The sequence below is a fragment of the Paenibacillus sp. RS8 genome (assembly GCF_041956825.1).
Taxonomy (GTDB): Bacteria; Bacillota; Bacilli; order Paenibacillales; family Paenibacillaceae; genus Paenibacillus_AQ.
Genome location: NZ_CP168131.1, coordinates 3,597,631 through 3,614,194, shown reverse-complemented (window position 1 = coordinate 3,614,194; position 16,564 = coordinate 3,597,631). Strand labels below are relative to the sequence as shown.

Below are 16,564 nucleotides of genomic sequence, written 5' to 3'. Positions count from 1 at the left end.
GAAATGGCTTGGTGATCCTCTTCCAAGGACAATTATCCATTCAACATGATATGCTTTCTTCTATTTCAAGAATATTCCACCTTTACCGTCATTATGTCGTATAGCTTGGGTTATGCGTAGATTTGCCTGTTTTGTCTTGAGAAGAGAGCAAATTTCTCAATGGCTTGCGCTCGCGTCGAAACATCAAGCTTCACATAAATTTTGCGCAAGTAATTGTCAATCGAACGACGACTTACTGCAATTTCGAGCGCTATTTTATCATAGGTAATCCCCTGTACGATTCGCTCCATAATAAACATCTCTGTCTGCGTCAATTGAAGAACATCATCCAGTCCTTTAGATGTCGAAATCGGCCAGGATCCTTTCTCTATCCATTCTAGCGGCATTGAAAGAAAACCCACTCGCAAACCCAGGATCAGCTGTAAAAGCTGATTAGGAGAAGCTCCTTTGGAGAATATCCCGCTCGCTCCCAGCTCTATGAGGGGTTGAAGCAGATCCCTGCCGTCTTCATCTGTCATCACGACAAAATGTGAGTTTGGTGAGCTTTTTTTCATATTTAACAGCACGCTCTCAATATTACCTTCAGGCATATGATAATCTGCCAGCACTAGCTCGGGATTCTTTTCCCTTACGATGGAAGCGCCTTCGTTCCAAGTTGAATACATTCCTAGAACCTTAAGCTCTCCTCCCTCTTCCAAAATCAATTTCGTCCCCAGCATACTTGTAGGATGACACCCCACAATAACCACCTGCCAAACCTTCATCATTAATGCCCAGACCCCCTGCTTTATATAATCATCCAGAAAGGAAAGCGCCGCAGCGTTTCCGGTTTAAACGCAAGCAAGGAAGTATGATGACTTGTCCGTTTATTCTCTAGCTGGTTACCTTGAGTACGTCTATCAGAATTCCAATCTATAGAAATTGTATCGCAGTAGTTTAATAGGATGCAATTACTTTTTCTAGTTTTCACACTCTCTTTCATTTTTGCGAAACTAGTCAAAGTCTGATAGAATGGGGACTTGAAAAAAAGACCAACCCGAGGTGATCAAATGCAACCGCTAGCGGAAACGTCCCCGGTACACTCGCGCCGTGCTGCTGTGAGAAGCGGCCCTTCCGTAAAATGGTTTTTACTGTTCTGGATCGTGATGATTGGAATTGGTGTATATGCTGTTTACAGCTACACGAACCATTTGAAGCAGCAGGTGCTGAGCGAACTTAGCACTCAGAGCCAGCAGCAGCTTACCGTCCTGAAGACCGACTATGAGTCAAAAATTGCCGTTCTGACCGAAGAGGTGAAGGAATTGCAGAATACTGTGCAAAGTTTTAACGAACTATTAACCTTCACTAAAGATAATGCTAGTGCCAAGACAGATAATAGTAATAAGCTATATACGCAATTGAACGAGGTTAACAAACAGTTAGAAGCTTTGAAGAAACAAATGGATCTGATCAAATGATGACGCCTGTCAAAAGAGTAAACCGTTTCTTTTTGCTTCTAACCGCACCTTTTCTAGGTTTACTGATATGTATGTGGTGGTATCGACCACCGATCGAGCTGGATCTTGATGTAGGACAATTCACACCTATGTCAGGGCCGTTGAATGAAACAGCCATACTAAAAAAAGATTTAGCCCTAGCTGAAGGCACTGTATCCTACACCATAGATGCAATCAGCGCCAGCGCCAAGCTATATAAAGGAACCACTGCTGTGATGAATAAGCTGGTTGAAACAGCGCAGACGCAAGCTAGCCGTCCTGAGCTTATCTATAACCGCCGGATTTCTGCCAAGCTTGGAATCCCTTCTGAGATCCTTAGCAGCGACCGTATTAGAGTTGAGTTATATCGATTGAATCCAGGAAACTACAAAGCTTATGCTTTGAAAATCAAACTGAAGGATCCGACCGCTATGAAGATGAGCCTGGCGGAGACAGCCTCCGGTGCGGAAACAACTATGCATGCCGTACAGCGTAATGGAGCCATTGCTGGTATTAATGCAGGCGGTTTTGCAGATCAATCCGGAAAACGCTACCCGTTAAGCACGACTGTGGTTGATGGAAAGTATCTCAATGGTTTCGAGCCGACCTTCAAGGACCTCAGCTTCGTAGGACTGAACAAGTCCGGACAGTTAATCGGCGGAAAATTCTACAGTCGCGCACAGTTAGATCAACTTGAACCCGTATTCGGTGCAACCTTTGTGCCTGTTCTACTGAAGAACAACATCAAAGTGCCCATCCCTGAAAAGTGGAAAACCTCCCCCAATCGGGCGCCACGTACAGTTATCGGTAATTATAAGGATGATCAGCTTCTCATTTTTGTAGCAGATGGCTATAATGAGCTAGGTAGCTCTGGAGCACAATTAGAGGAAATTCAGAACAAGCTATATAACATGGGCGTGATGGATGCTTATAATCTGGACGGTGGAGGATCATCATCACTTATCTTCAACGGAAGAGTAGTCAACAAACCTTCGGACGGAAATCTTAGAGCTGTACCGACTAATTTCCTGTTTTTTTGAATGATTATATTAAAATGTCTATGCAACATATCACATTTGCGTTTATTTTTATTGATTTGCAGGTTATAATCTTGATAACGAATACATTTGCTAATGGAGGTGCCAGTTTGTCGTTCTCATTAACCTTTTGGATCGTAACGTTCGTATTTGTGTTATTTATGGTCGGCATCCTTACCTCATCTTACAACGACGACAAAACAAAAGGCTTATAAGCAAGAAGAAACGGTATTGCCGTCCTTTTTGGGGCGGTACCCGTTTCTGCGAAAACCAGCACGATTAATTTACGGTGTGAAATCTATATAAATTCTTATATTTATACTAATGCTTCAGAGGCTCTTGGCTTCTGAGGCATTTTTTGTATAAAAAAACTGCCGCATAAAGTAGACGATATCTACGAATGGGGCAGTTTCTTTATTTAGAAAACTATAGGCCGTCGAATTCTAAATGAGTAAATATGTACTTCCTAGGCGTGTCTCGGCAATTGGGTCATTTCTGAGAGGCATGCAGCGCAAATATAACGATCTTTATATTCACTTACACCTTCCATTGATCCGCAGAAAACACATTTTGGACGATAGCGCTCCAGGATAATATGGTCACCCTGTACCAAAATTTCAACCGGGTCGCCTTCATTCATCTGATACCTTTTACGCAGGGACTTAGGCAGAACAATTCTACCCAGCTGATCCACTTTGCGAACTACACCAGCAGGTTTCATATCTAACGTACACCTCTCCTGTTCAACTAATAATTTGTAGCTACTATTTATTTCGGCTCATTCATTATATTTCGTTATTAAAATGTCGAATCCTGCTGAAAAAAACAAAAAAATTGTCTTTTTTCTAAACAAGATTCGGAAAATCCAGCTGTCGAAGGGCTTCATATACAATAATAGCCGCAGAATTCGATAAATTTAGCGATCTCACGGCATCACTCATTGGCATGCGCATTTTTGTTTCTTTTCCGGCTTCCAGAATTTCAGCAGAAAGCCCCTTCGTTTCTTTACCAAAGACAAAGAAATCTCCATCTTGAAAATCAAAATCACTATATCTCTTCTCAGCTTTCGTTGTTGCGTAAAAGAAACGTCCCTCGCTATACTTCTCGAGCACTTCAGCAAAAGAATCGTGATATTCAATGTTAACGGCATGCCAGTAATCTAATCCTGCTCTTTTCAATGTAGCATCATCTGTACGGAATCCGAGTGGGCGAACCAGGTGAAGATGAGTGCCTGTTGCTGCGCAGGTACGCGCGATGTTTCCAGTATTGGCCGGGATTTCCGGTTCAACTAATACGATATGGAGTGCCATTATATGGTTCCTTCCTCTCTAAAGGCTTGATAGCCAGATGTTTTATTCTAGTGCATAACCATAGCTTCTCCAAACAAACTGAAAACCTTCCACCCATAGGCGGAAGGTTTACGATAGAGTTCATTAACCTTGAGTTTGCCGGAAATGGTTCATGAAATCAGAAAGTGCCTTAACACTTTCGTAAGGAACTGCATTGTAAATGGAAGCGCGCAAGCCACCCACACTGCGATGTCCTTTTAAGCCGACAAAACCTTCCAGCTCAGCAGCTTTAACAAACCGTTTTTCGAGTTCTTCCGATTGCATCCGGAAGGTAACATTCATAATGGAGCGGCTGCTCTTCTCAGCAACACCACTGTAGAAGCCGTCACTTCCATCGATATGATCGTATAAGAGACCCGCTTTTTCAAGATTCTTGGATTGGATGCCGGCTAGACCGCCTTGCTCCTCAATCCATTTTAACACTTCGTTAACCATGTATACAGAGAAAGATGGAGGTGTGTTGTAAAGAGAGTTATTTTTATAATGAGTACTGTAACGCATAATTGTTGGAATGTTAGAAGGTGATTCTGCAAGCAATTCTTCTTTAGCGATAACCACAGTCACACCGGAAGGACCTAGATTCTTCTGAGCTCCAGCATAGATCATTCCAAATTGATTTACATCGATTGGACGACATAGAATATCACTAGACATATCTGCAATTAGCGGGATCGAACCAGCATCTGGGAATTCCGCATACTGCGTTCCTTCGATGGTCTCATTGGAAGTTACATGAAGGTACGCCGCATTATCTGCAGCCTTGATCGAGCTTAACTCTGGAATCGCTACGAATTTCTTATCTTCTGAAGAACCGGCTACATGAGCGCCCCCGACCAATTTAGCTTCTTTAAAAGCCTTATCAGCCCAACTTCCTGTCATTACATAACTACCTACTTGGCCCTCAGAGATCAAGTTCATAGGAATCATAGCAAACTGTGTACTTGCTCCACCTTGTACGAACAATACCTTATAGCCCTTCGGATTGCCGAGGAGCGAAAGCAGACGTTCCTGCGCTTCATTATGCACGGATTCGTAGATTGCTCCACGGTGCGACATCTCCATGATAGACATTCCACTTTCTCGGAAATCAACAAACTCCGCTTGTGCGCGTTCCAGTACCGTAAGCGGCAATGCTGCCGGTCCGGCATTAAAATTGTATGCTCTCTTATTCAAAACTACTCCCCACCCTTTCTCTCCTATCAATATGGATATCGCTTATGATAGCAATAATCTTACACACCAGCAAGTATAATTATTCACATAAAGGCTTGGATTACTGCTTATTAAGATGTGAAAAAATGATAAGTTCGGCTCCAGGACTTGCTTTCATGCGGTAAAAGACTAATGTTCACAAAAATTTCAGGAGAGACCACATGACGTTCTCCCCATAGCGCCATTCGTGCTACTGGGAAATCTCCGCTTTCACGTAGTCCTGTTCCACTAGGCTTATGAACCAACTCCCAATTGAACTCGGCTTCCGGTCCTCCCCAGCCACTCAACTTGCAATAAAAGGACCGGTCTGGCTCTTCTGACCAAGTAAGGGTATTACCAGATACCTCTAGCAAATTGTTCGTGTATTGAGATTCCGGTTCCTCAACTTTGAGCCCATTCGGGAGGCGCAACTCAAAATCCGGACCTATATTTAAACCATCAATTCCAATAAAATTGTGGATGTACTCCTCGGTTTGGATTGGCTTATTCCCTTTGTTATGCAATTCATATGCAATTTTTAATTGGTCGTCCTTTATAGAGATCGTTTTGGTCAAAAGCATCGCGTATCCATTACTTTCCATTGGTTGGATAGTATATGAAACCGAATCACCCTTAACCTCCCTATCAACAGTAAAGGGGGTTAGTGGATACTCGTTATGAAAGCTATAGCTCTGCGAGTCCTGCTTTTGTAACAGTCCGATTCCGGGCTTTGGAAACCAGCCTCCAATCGGCGCTTCATCATACCCAATTGCCCGGGAAATGCCAAACTCGTTGCACAGTCCACTTCCGCCAGTACCTTCGCCTTCCTTCAAGCTTTCTGGCACACAAAAAGTATGCTTACCTTTTTCTAACGTAACTTGTGTGATAAACCCCGTCCAGTCAAAACGAGTCCCTTTATATGCTTCTCCAATATCAGCGATATCTACAGATAATACGCCATTTGACAGCTTGCAGCCCATCCTTCACACGCCCCTTTAATCATTCAACAAATAAATTAGCCCCATTATATCATCTATGAAGAAGCTTAGTTTTTATATTTTTTCAAAAAAAGTCTGCAGCCGCTATACTTAACGGTGCAGACGCTTTTAATAAAATCTAGTTATGATTACGCCAAAGTCACTTCAATCACGTGACGCTTCTCTGTCTGCAGAGCGAGTAGATCTTCACGTGGAATAATCGCACTCCCTGAGCCGCACTGCAGCGTCACCTCGCTGCCATTTAAGGTAACGGAGTGTATTTGGTACTCTCCGTAATTAAAGCTTCCTGTGGCTTTATAGACCACTTCAAACTCACGATCTGCAAAGATCGTCTTAATGGATGCTTTCCCCTCGGAATCAAATTGTTCTTTTACTAGCTTAGGTTCTAGCAATAAATCGCCCAGTTTACCCTTCACACCAAATACTTCAGTGACCATGGTTAGCAAGAGCCAGCTTGCCGAGCCTGTTAGATATGTGTACATTCCTCTGCCTTGCTCGTTAATATATTCAGGAATCCCTGGATAGATACGAGCTTTTGCGAAATCTGTACTCAAGTTGTAAAGAGATTCGAGAACCTTATGACCTTCTTTTACATAACCTCGTTTGTACAACGCATTTCCATACATGATCGTCATGTGACTGAACATGGCCCCATTTTCTTTATGACCAAATGCAAAGCCGAAAGCACGACCCAGATTCTGCTGAATCCCTCCGAAACGGGAATTAAGCCTGTATCCGATCTTGTCATCTAGTAGATTACGATCAACAGCAGCAATAATGTGTGGAATTTGCTCCGGAGCTGCTGCATGACCCATAAGCGGGAATACTTGACCCGTAAGTGTCATCCTAACGCCTTCAGAAAATTCTCCCTCTACCCGTTCACCATCGTTATTATAATAACCGTTAAACCAGCCATCGCCATTCTCACTCTGTACCCACTCGTTGTTGCGCAAATGATTAAATATCCATTCCGCTTTTTGTTCCAGATCATCAGCTACTTTTTCAATATCTAGAGATACACGAACTCCACTCACCTTATTTGGTGCCGCGGCATAATATCGATCCAATCTCTCATGCTTGCCTGATATAGAACCGTAATCCACACGTTCGTTAAGCGTATCCAGCAACAGTTGCATCTCTTCTGCCAACTCAACCTTTTCCTGACCTTTAGAAGTCTTAAGGGTACGCAGCATCCGAGAAATATCTAATAGATTGCTAGCATAGAAAGATGTAAAAGCCACACTCTCTCCGCGATCCGCACCCATATCGAGACCATCATTCCAGTCCGCACCTTCGAGCAGGATATTATTATGTTCCCCTACATTAAAGAACGGAACCAGGTTTTGCAGCAAAATATGTTCCAGAATTGTACCTTTGTAGATTTCCCCAGAAGCTGTTCTAAGATCACTGCCTGCAGAGGTATCCAAAGAAGTATCACGTTCCTTACAACGACTCATAAAAGTATCCCGGAAATAAGTCTGTTCTAGCAACAAGAAATCAAGATCACCGCTCTGATCCAAATAGAGCATCGTTGTTAAGAACGGCCAGGCCCCATGATCCATCCATACTCGAGGGATATTGTTACGGTCAGCAATAAATTCGCCTGGTTGTTGACCGATAATAGTTGCGTTACTGCCGTCAATTCTCACACCAGCGTAATTATTGAAGAGTAGGCTGCGAACTTCGGCAGGTTCCATAATAAGCAGTGCCAGACAGTCTTGCCAAAGATCTCGCCAGCCACGTCCGCCTCTTCCATAATCATGATACGGTAAGAAGGAGTTACCATAGAGTCTTCTAAGGACCGGTTGAATGGTTACCCATTTCATCCATTGATCCGCATCCGAATCACCGGTATGGAATTCAACCATATTCACTTTATCTGCCCAGAACGCTTTAGTCTCCTCTAGGAGTTGATCAAAAGCTTCAGATGCTCCATATTTATTCATCAACGCTTCAACGTTAATTCTATCACTATCAATTGCCATAACTACGACATATGAATGTTTTTCACCAGGAGACAAGGTAATTGAGGCAAACCGGAGGCCACCGACTGCTTCATAACCCTCTCTATCCACGCCTCCACCTTTACCGATCTCTGGCGTAGTATTCAGAATAACCGCTTCTGGCCAGTCAAGACTTCCACCTTCGCCGATGAATTCCTCTTGAATCGGGAAGAAACCAACAGGCTGACTTCCGTCACCTTCCGCTCCAAATACACCGTAAGAGGTATGGTTAACGCGATGACCACGTTCATCAAAAGAAAGTGCAGGCTGAACCTCAACACCATATGCTGAAGTGTAAATCCGGTTCAGCAAGGAAGTTACATGTCTGTGATCCCGCAGATCATCTGCGGAACGGGCATACAATGGAACTACAGCCGTTGGTGTAAGAGTAATCTTCTCTGTTCCAATGTTCGTCAATGTAACTTTCATTAGTTCTACCTTGTCGTTACCGCTAGGTACGAAGCTAGTAATCTCAGCTGTGACACCCATCTCAGAGTTACTGCGAGTGACCCGATGCCATAGAAAACCAGCCTCAAGCACTGCATCATCAGCAGATGAAGTGTAGAACGCTGCATTTTGCTTAGCCGAATTTCCTGCTGCAGACCAAGCACCCTTGCCTTCGACGTATACCCAGAAATTACGTGAAGCACGGGAATTATGCAAATCTTCAACAGATAATGGCGGTGTTAAAAATGTATTATGACCTGTCGTCGCCTGTCCATGAAGTTTAGGAGTAACAGTCGACATCATCCCCCCCTCATTTACTAGAGGGAAGTATAAGAAACTACTGTGATCCGGTTGCTGAAGCTTGAACTCCCCATCCTTTCCAGTGAATTCAAAGCCATGAATTTTTTTACGGTCCATTGTCCCCATCCTCTCATTTACACAACTACTTAAGCTTTAACCGCACCTGCCAATGCACCGTCAACAATATACTTTTGAATGAAGGTGTACAGGACGATAAGTGGTGCCGATACGATCATGATCCCGCACGCCAACATAGGCCAGTTATTCCCGTATTGACCGCGGAATTCTTTAAGCCCGAAGGTAATTGGATAATGTTCCGGACTTGGCAAATACATGATTGGACCTACAAAGTCATTCCAAATCGTAATCGCCGTCAGGATAACACCTGTTGCGATAACAGGTTTCATCAGTGGCATAATGATCTGGAACAGATAACGCATATATCCAGCACCATCCATGCCCGCAGCTTCATCCATCTCACGGCTGATTCCTTTAATATAACCCACGAACATCATGAAGACGATACCAGTTCCTCCTGTTTTTAGGAGGATATAACCCAGCTTCGTATCATAACCCACAAATCCAAGCTCTTGTTTCAGGGTAAGCATTAATTTAAACTGTGCAACCATAGGGTTAGGCAAGAACTGTGACATCAAGAAGAACAAATAAATAAATCCGCTCCACTTTACATAATTTCTCGCTACCGGGAAAGCTCCGAATAACGAAACGATTAGTGTTAGCACTGTCGCTACGCCTGTGTACAACAAACTGTTAATGAAATAATTAGAGAAATTACCTTTTAACCAAGCTTCCTTGTAGTTATCCCATTGAATACTTTTCACAAGTCCGATCGGGTCTAGCAGGTAATCTGAAAAAGACTTGAATGAAATGTTTATTACAAACAATAGCGGCATGATATACAAAACAAGCAATACTGCAACCAGAATATAGGAGAGAGTTTTGGCGGTTTTGGAATCTTTCATTAATATTCCACCTCTCTCTTACGCATTTGTTTAACTGCAAATACAACGAAGACCAGAATCATTAGGAACTGCACCACCGAAAGCGCGGATGGAAGTCCCATCTGAAGAGAACCACGGAACGTCTCTTTATACACGTCATAAGCCATCGTTCTTGTGTTAAAGCGACCGTCCGTAGTTGCGAGAATAATATCAAAGGTGGACATCGCACCGATAATGGACAAAATAATATTAATGGTGAACGATGGAGCAATAAGTGGGAACGTAATGTTCTTAAAAGATTGCCACTTCGTAGTTCCATCAATATATCCAGCTTCATACAGATCCTTCGGTACGGATTGAAGGCCTGCAAGGAAAATTAACATGGAGTAACCCATGTACATCCAAATTTGCGTAAATATAATATAACCAAACGCATGGGTGAAGCTTCCAAAGAACATATCTTTATAACCGAACAATGAATCATACAGTTGATTGACAGGACCACTAAGCGGATCGAACATCAAGCCCCATACCAGTGCAACTACCGATACACCGAGGACAACCGGTAAAAAGAAAACTGCGCGATAAAAATAATCGCCTTTCAGCTTCTGATTAATAACTACGGCCATAAGGAGACCGACACCGTTCTGTACGATTGTAACAATGATCATGAAATAAACAGTTCGTATAATGGAATCCCAACGTTCGCCTGAATTTCCGGAGTTAAAAACGCTGTAGTAATTGTCAAGGCCTACGAAATTCAACTTGCTTCCAGGAACGTTAGTAATATCTGTAAATGAATAGATGACCGTCATCATAGAGGGCCCAAAATAAAAAACAACATACAACGATAATGGAATCATAAGCAGCAGAAGTGGTAAATATCGTTTTATACCTTTTCCGAACGGATACATTTCTCTCACCTACCCAATCCTAATTCAATAAAATCATCGGGGTCTGTACGAACAGACCCCGAAGTTGTAGTACATGATGTTGCACAGTATGTTGTAGATGTCTGTTTATTGGGATAACAGCTTATTTAGGAGCTGCTGCTTCCCATTCTTTTTGTTGTACATCTGCAAGTTCTTTAGCGGTTTTGAATTCGCCACCTGGTGCTAGGTATTCAGTGTGTACACCTTCAGCAGCAATGTGCTCGCCTACATTGTCGCGGTTAATCATTATGATTTCATAGGCAAGTTCAAAGTCTTCTGCCATGTATTGTGCTAGTTCGTTATCAATGAAGTCACTGCCAGTTGAAATGTTATCTTGTGTTGGTACAAACCCAGCAGCCTTAACATATTCAGTGTAGTTTTCTGGCTCAGAGAAGAATTCCAGCCATTTCAAAGCCCCTTCTTTGTTCGGACCTTTTTCTGCTGCATACCAAGTTACATCGTATTTACCGACAAGAGAAGCATTCTTAGCTGCATCTTCAGTAGCTGGGATTGGGAAGTAACCAAATTTCACATCAGGATTTGCCGCAGCGATCGTAGGTGCATCCCAAGTTCCGTCAGCAATCATAGCTGCTTTACCTGTTGCGAAGTACGAAGGTGCTGTTGCATAGTCAATACCCAAGAAACCATCGATGATGTAGTTATCTTGAAGGGTCTTCATTTTATCCAATACTTCTACAGCCTCAGCATCGTTGAACGCCGAAGTACCTTTCCAAACGCCTTCAATCCATTTTTGTTGGTCGCCGCCGCCTAGAATCTTAGCTTGCAAGCCGAACACTGGCAGTTTCAAAGGCCATACATCTTTACCAGCCACTACGATAGGTACGATGTTTTTGGATTTCAAAGTATCTAGAACACTGATGAATTCTGTCCATGTGGTTGGAACAGTCAATCCGTTTTGTTCAAAAATTTCTTTATTATAGAAGAAACCTGACATCGCTACTTTACCGGTTGGGATCGCATACACTTTATCATTGTAAGTACCCGCTTTAGCAATATCATTCGCATTGTAGTTTTTAACGAAAGCTTCGTTGCTCAGATCAGCAATCAAACCGGAATCAATCCATTGTTGCCAGTCTGGCACTTTCGCACCCGGTGTCCAATCTTTCGGAGACAATCTCATACCGGACAAATCAGCAAGGACGTCTACGTCACCAGCTGTAATTCTCGCTCTTTGCGCTTGTTTAAATTCATCATCCGGACCCGTGGTCGTGTACTCCACTTTGTATTCCGGATACTTTTCTTCAAACTTTTTATTAATTTCGGTAATGGCTTTATTAATGTTTTCTTGTTTCCAATGCAAGATCTTAATCACTTTCTTATCGCCAGATGCAGGCTTATTTGTTCCGTTGCCCGGAGTAGCCTCACCATTTGTGTTGTTGCCGCTTCCACATGCTGCTAATGAGAGCACCAGCGCCGAGCTCAACAATACCGCAGAAAGCTTCTTTACCATTTTTGTTACCCCCCAGATGATTTGTTATGACCTTTTACGAAACCTTGTGTTAGCACCTAAACTTTCGTAATATAATCAAAAATATAACAGAAAGCGGTTTCGTTGTTTTTATTATTACATCGTTATATATCTTTGTAAAGTCTTTTTTTATTCTTTATTTTCGAACCCATTTTTAACAAAAACACTCAAAAACCCTTTAATATCAAGGATCTTCCCATTTACGCACCAAATATCCCATTGACTATATACCTATATAATTATAAAATCATTTACGAAAACGTTTCGTAACTCATATTTGAAATCCATAGAAAATTCTGACTCAACTACACTTTTATCATAGATTACGGAGTATTTCTCATTATAAGGAGGACTTAATTTGGCCTATAACATCAAAGAAATCGCGAAAATCGCTGGGGTTTCTGTTTCGACAGTATCCAAAATCATTAATAATTACAGCGATATTTCGGAAGATACGAAGACTAGGGTACAACAAATCATAAAAGAAACCGGATATACTCCCTCCAATTCAGCAAAAACATTAGCAACAAAATCATCGAATCTAATTGGTGTTATATTTGCAGGAATGCTGAATGTTGACTTTACCCATCCTTTTTTCATCGAAGTCCTAAACTCCTTCAAAAAACAAATGGGACTGCTAGGTTACGACCTTATCTTTTTCTCTAACGAAAAATTTCAAAGTGGTGACACTAATGATTATCTTGCCCGTTGTCTGCATTTTAATGTAGATGGCTGCCTTCTTATTTCCGGACAAGAGCTAGAAACCTCTATCAGCGAATTAGATAATAGCTCTATCCCTTGCATCGGCGTAGATTTAAAACTATCAGGCGACAATTCGGGTTATATCATGTCTGATAATTTCAAGATGTCCACTAAGGTAGTCGAACACTTTTACTTATTAGGCTATCGAGAACTCGGTTATATCGGCAGCTCCTCAGAATCAGAAATCTCCAACATTCGTGAAAGTGGTTTCCGCAAAGCGCTTGAAGATTTAGGACTACCGATCAACGAAAACTGGTTCTTAAACGGAAGCAATTTCTTTGAAGCCAGCGGTTATGAAACCATGCGTAGAATGATCGCGAACGGAAATTTACCCAGAGCGATCTTCGCAGCGTCTGATCAGCTAGCTATCGGGGCAATGCGTGCCCTTAAGGAATCTTCTATCGCTGTTCCTGGTACCGTCGCAATTATTGGCTGTGACGATATCGAAGCTTGTAATTACACAACACCACTGTTGACTACGATTAAACAAAATAAAGATAAAATCGGTCGGCTAGCCGCGTTAATGCTGTATGATCTGATAAACAATCAATCCGGCACGAGCTCCTTCAGCGTGGAGCCAGAGCTCATCATAAGAGAATCCTGCGGCGCTTCTGAGCGGGGTTTAGCGTAACCTCATTAGAGTTTGCCTTTACTGAACTAAAGTAGAGATATGGGGCAAAATATTGGACTATACAGGCAAAAAAAACGAGGACATCTAAAGCCATGTCAATGGCCAATAATGTCCTCGTTTACTTGGAATCCTATATATCTGAAACAACAAAAAAAGATGTTCCAACAGCCAAGTAAATGGCTCAGGAACATCTTTTTGTTGATGCTTTATTACTTAAGAAATCTTATAGATCGAAGTACAGAGAATATTCATGTGGATGAACACGAATTGCAACCTCTTGAGCTTCGGAACGTTTCAGAGCAATATAGTTATCAATGAAGTCCTTAGTAAATACGTCACCTTCAGTTAGGAACTCATAATCAGCTTCCAAAGAATCAAGCGCTTCGCCCAGGCTACCTGGAACGCTGCGGATCTTTTCTTTGTCTGCATCAGACAATTCGTAGATGTTCTTATCCAAAGGACCGTAACCCAGTTCTTGTGGGTTGATCTTGTTCTTGATTCCGTCCAGACCTGCCATCAGCATTGCCGAGAATGCCAAGTAAGGGTTAGCCGTGGAATCCGGTGTACGGAACTCGATACGACAGCCTTTTGGTGTCACAGCTGCTACTGGGATACGAACTGCAGCAGAACGATTTCCCTTGGAGTATACCAAGTTAACCGGTGCTTCATAGCCAGGAACCAAACGTTTAAACGAGTTGGTGCTTGGGTTAGTCAAAGCGATTAAGGCTGGGGCATGGTACAAAATACCACCGATATAGTGAAGAGCCATTTCGCTCAAGTTAGCATAAGCGCCTTTTTCGTAGAACAAAGGAGTATCTCCATCAAAGATCGATTGATGCACGTGCATTCCGCTACCATTATCACCAAACAGTGGTTTTGGCATGAAAGTCGCTACCTTACCGTACTGACGTGCAGTATTTTGCACAATATATTTATAAGTCATGAGATTATCAGCAGTTTTCTTCAAGGTATCAAAACGGAAGTTGATTTCCGCTTGGCCTGCAGTTGCCACTTCATGGTGATGACGCTCAATGCGCAATCCAGTTTCAGCAAGCAAACGGCACATTTCACTGCGAATATCTTGTTGGGAATCCACAGGTGCTACAGGTACATATCCACCTTTAACGCCAACTTTAAATGCCATGTTGCCGCCCTCTTCTTTACGACCCGTATTCCAAGCCGCTTCTTCAGAGTCTACGAAGAATGAAGAGCTGTTCATACCACTCTCGTAACGAACATCGTCAAAGATAAAGAATTCAGACTCAGGTGCGAAGAATGCTGATGTACCAACTCCGCTCTTTTGAAGGAATTCTTCTGCTTTCACAGCAATACCGCGAGGATCGCGCTCATAGCGTTCGCCATCAGGAGTGAAAATGTCGCACATTACGTTCAGCGTTGGATGAGCTGTAAACGGATCAATGAAAACACTGTTCGGATCAGGCATCATAACCATGTCTGATTCTTCAATACCACGGAATCCTTTGATGGAAGAACCGTCGAATGCTACCCCATTTACAAAAGTTTCATCTTCCACTTCAGAAGCAGGCAGAGAAATGTGGTGAGCACGGCCACCTAAATCTACGAATCGAAAATCTACCCACTCGATATTGTTTTCTTTAATTGTTTGCAACACTTTTTCAACCGACATGAATTTTTCCTCCCCCAAGTTCCGAACATTAAGCCCCTCACAGTATGCAAATGTTCTTGTTTTATTTTTATTTGCTGTCGTCATTATAAATCTCATACCTAACATCGTCAATGCTTATGTCAGGTATTTCTTGCAACTATGTAAGATATTCTGACGCTTTCGTGAAATCCGTTATTTTTGCTTAAATTCATACCATCTTTAACTTATCCAACAGCAAAGAAGCCCTACTATCCCGCTATACCGCGGTTTGTAGGACTTCAAAGTTAGTAATATAATTAAAAATTATAGTGCCGAAACGGTTTCTGGCGAAGTTGAAAACTTACGTCCAACAATCGGAGCAAGCTTTTCCAGATCCTTAAGTAGATTATCGAACTGTTCAGGGAATAACGATTGAACACCATCACCTGTCATGGAATTGTCCGGATCTGTGTGCATTTCGATAATTAGACCATTTGCACCCGCAGCAACAGAAGCTTTAGCCATAGGCTCAACTAATTCACGTCGTCCAGTGCCGTGACTCGGGTCAGAAATTACCGGAAGATGACTCAAGCTTTGTAGAACCGGTATAGCCGATAGATCCAGTGTATTGCGAGTGTAAGTCTCAAACGTACGAATACCGCGCTCACAGAGCATTACATCCTTATTTCCACCTGCCAAAATGTACTCTGCAGCATTGAGCAATTCATCATAGGTTGCACTGAAGCCGCGTTTCAGAAGGACAGGTCTTCCACAAGTACCAAGCTTACGCAGCAAATCAAAGTTCTGCATGTTTCGTGTACCCACCTGGAGAATATCCGCATGTTCTGCACAAATATCCACATACTCTGGTGTCATTACCTCTGTAATGGTCAACAGGCCATGACGCTTTCCTGCTTCAGCCATCATAGTCAAACCTTCTACACCAACACCCTGGAAGCTGTATGGACCTGTACGGGGCTTAAACGCGCCTCCACGCAGTACCTGCGCACCTGAAGCTTTAACTAGACGGGCAATCTCATCAATCTGCTCTGGAGACTCCACGGCACAAGGACCGCCCATAATCACCAGATTCTCTCCGCCAATCTTCACACCCTTGATTTCGATGATGGTATCCTCTGGATGGAAATCACGGCTAGCCAGCTTATAGGACTTGGAGATCTTCACGACGTTCTCCACACCCTTCATTTGCCGCAAATGCTCTGCAAGCTTAGGCGTAACACTTCCTACTAATCCGATAACCGTATGATCTGCACCTTTGGAGAGATGTACCTGCAAGCCCTCTCTTTCGATCACTGCGATAATATCTTTAACCTGCTCTTCTGGCGTTTGATTGGATGTAATGACGATCATTTTATAACTTC

General features: G+C 42.7%; 15 protein-coding genes. 4 read left to right on the top strand and 11 right to left on the bottom strand.

The features are described from left to right. Positions 1–110: 110 nt before the first annotated feature. Positions 111–767: a response regulator transcription factor gene (locus ACDZ28_RS17520; RefSeq protein WP_042125683.1), complete on the bottom strand. Its 657-nt coding sequence runs from the start codon at positions 765–767 to the stop codon at positions 111–113. Positions 768–1,049: 282 nt separating this feature from the next. Here ACDZ28_RS17520 and ACDZ28_RS17515 point away from each other — a divergent pair, with 282 nt between their 5' ends. The 3 genes from ACDZ28_RS17515 to ACDZ28_RS17505 are packed head-to-tail and all read left to right on the top strand — an operon-like array spanning position 1,050 to position 2,727. Continuing rightward, positions 1,050–1,457 carry a hypothetical protein gene (locus ACDZ28_RS17515; RefSeq protein ID WP_042125682.1) on the top strand — a complete coding sequence of 136 codons (408 nt, stop codon included), beginning with the start codon at positions 1,050–1,052 and terminating at the stop codon, positions 1,455–1,457. Next, entirely contained in the window at positions 1,454–2,515 is a 1,062-nt protein-coding gene (locus ACDZ28_RS17510) for a phosphodiester glycosidase family protein (protein WP_375102369.1), read from the top strand. Before ACDZ28_RS17515 ends, ACDZ28_RS17510 begins: the two co-directional genes overlap by 4 nt. 14 nt (positions 2,516–2,529) lie before the next feature. Continuing rightward, positions 2,530–2,727, top strand: a complete 198-nt coding sequence (locus ACDZ28_RS17505; protein WP_375105465.1) for a hypothetical protein — start codon at positions 2,530–2,532, stop codon at positions 2,725–2,727. A 251-nt stretch (positions 2,728–2,978) separates the two neighbouring features. Here the strand turns inward: ACDZ28_RS17505 and ACDZ28_RS17500 are convergent, their stop codons facing one another. From ACDZ28_RS17500 to ACDZ28_RS17465, 8 genes are all read right to left on the bottom strand, one after another. Beyond that, positions 2,979–3,233, bottom strand: coding sequence for an AbrB/MazE/SpoVT family DNA-binding domain-containing protein (locus ACDZ28_RS17500; RefSeq protein WP_039871533.1), 255 nt, complete (start codon positions 3,231–3,233; stop codon positions 2,979–2,981). 124 nt (positions 3,234–3,357) lie between these two features. Continuing rightward, entirely contained in the window at positions 3,358–3,822 is a 465-nt protein-coding gene (gene trmL, locus ACDZ28_RS17495; protein ID WP_042125678.1) for a tRNA (uridine(34)/cytosine(34)/5-carboxymethylaminomethyluridine(34)-2'-O)-methyltransferase TrmL, read from the bottom strand. A gap of 123 nt (positions 3,823–3,945) precedes the next feature. Continuing rightward, positions 3,946–5,034 carry a 3-phosphoserine/phosphohydroxythreonine transaminase gene (gene serC / locus ACDZ28_RS17490; RefSeq protein ID WP_076119239.1) on the bottom strand — a complete coding sequence of 363 codons (1,089 nt, stop codon included), beginning with the start codon at positions 5,032–5,034 and terminating at the stop codon, positions 3,946–3,948. 110 nt (positions 5,035–5,144) lie between these two features. Beyond that, entirely contained in the window at positions 5,145–6,032 is an 888-nt protein-coding gene (locus ACDZ28_RS17485; RefSeq protein WP_375102368.1) for a hypothetical protein, read from the bottom strand. 146 nt (positions 6,033–6,178) lie between these two features. After that, positions 6,179–8,917 carry a GH36-type glycosyl hydrolase domain-containing protein gene (locus ACDZ28_RS17480; RefSeq protein ID WP_375102367.1) on the bottom strand — a complete coding sequence of 913 codons (2,739 nt, stop codon included), beginning with the start codon at positions 8,915–8,917 and terminating at the stop codon, positions 6,179–6,181. Between the two features lie 29 nt (positions 8,918–8,946). Continuing rightward, positions 8,947–9,783 (bottom strand): carbohydrate ABC transporter permease, encoded by an 837-nt coding sequence (locus ACDZ28_RS17475; protein ID WP_341111510.1) that lies wholly within the window; start codon positions 9,781–9,783, stop codon positions 8,947–8,949. Beyond that, the gene (locus ACDZ28_RS17470; protein ID WP_042125669.1) at positions 9,783–10,676 is read right to left on the bottom strand and encodes a carbohydrate ABC transporter permease; all 894 of its coding nucleotides are present in this window, start codon (positions 10,674–10,676) and stop codon (positions 9,783–9,785) included. Before ACDZ28_RS17470 ends, ACDZ28_RS17475 begins: the two co-directional genes overlap by 1 nt. Positions 10,677–10,797: 121 nt before the next feature. After that, complete coding sequence (locus ACDZ28_RS17465; protein ID WP_076119235.1) at positions 10,798–12,165, bottom strand: ABC transporter substrate-binding protein; 1,368 nt, start codon at positions 12,163–12,165, stop codon at positions 10,798–10,800. 376 nt (positions 12,166–12,541) lie between these two features. Between ACDZ28_RS17465 and ACDZ28_RS17460 the strand changes: the two genes are divergently transcribed. Beyond that, positions 12,542–13,576 carry a LacI family DNA-binding transcriptional regulator gene (locus ACDZ28_RS17460; protein ID WP_042125666.1) on the top strand — a complete coding sequence of 345 codons (1,035 nt, stop codon included), beginning with the start codon at positions 12,542–12,544 and terminating at the stop codon, positions 13,574–13,576. A gap of 223 nt (positions 13,577–13,799) precedes the next feature. Here the strand turns inward: ACDZ28_RS17460 and glnA are convergent, their stop codons facing one another. Next, positions 13,800–15,224 carry a type I glutamate--ammonia ligase gene (gene glnA, locus ACDZ28_RS17455; RefSeq protein WP_042125664.1) on the bottom strand — a complete coding sequence of 475 codons (1,425 nt, stop codon included), beginning with the start codon at positions 15,222–15,224 and terminating at the stop codon, positions 13,800–13,802. Between the two features lie 282 nt (positions 15,225–15,506). Continuing rightward, a complete protein-coding gene (aroF, locus tag ACDZ28_RS17450) occupies positions 15,507–16,553 on the bottom strand; it encodes a 3-deoxy-7-phosphoheptulonate synthase (RefSeq protein ID WP_042125662.1) in 1,047 nt (348 codons plus the stop codon). Positions 16,554–16,564 lie beyond the last annotated feature (11 nt).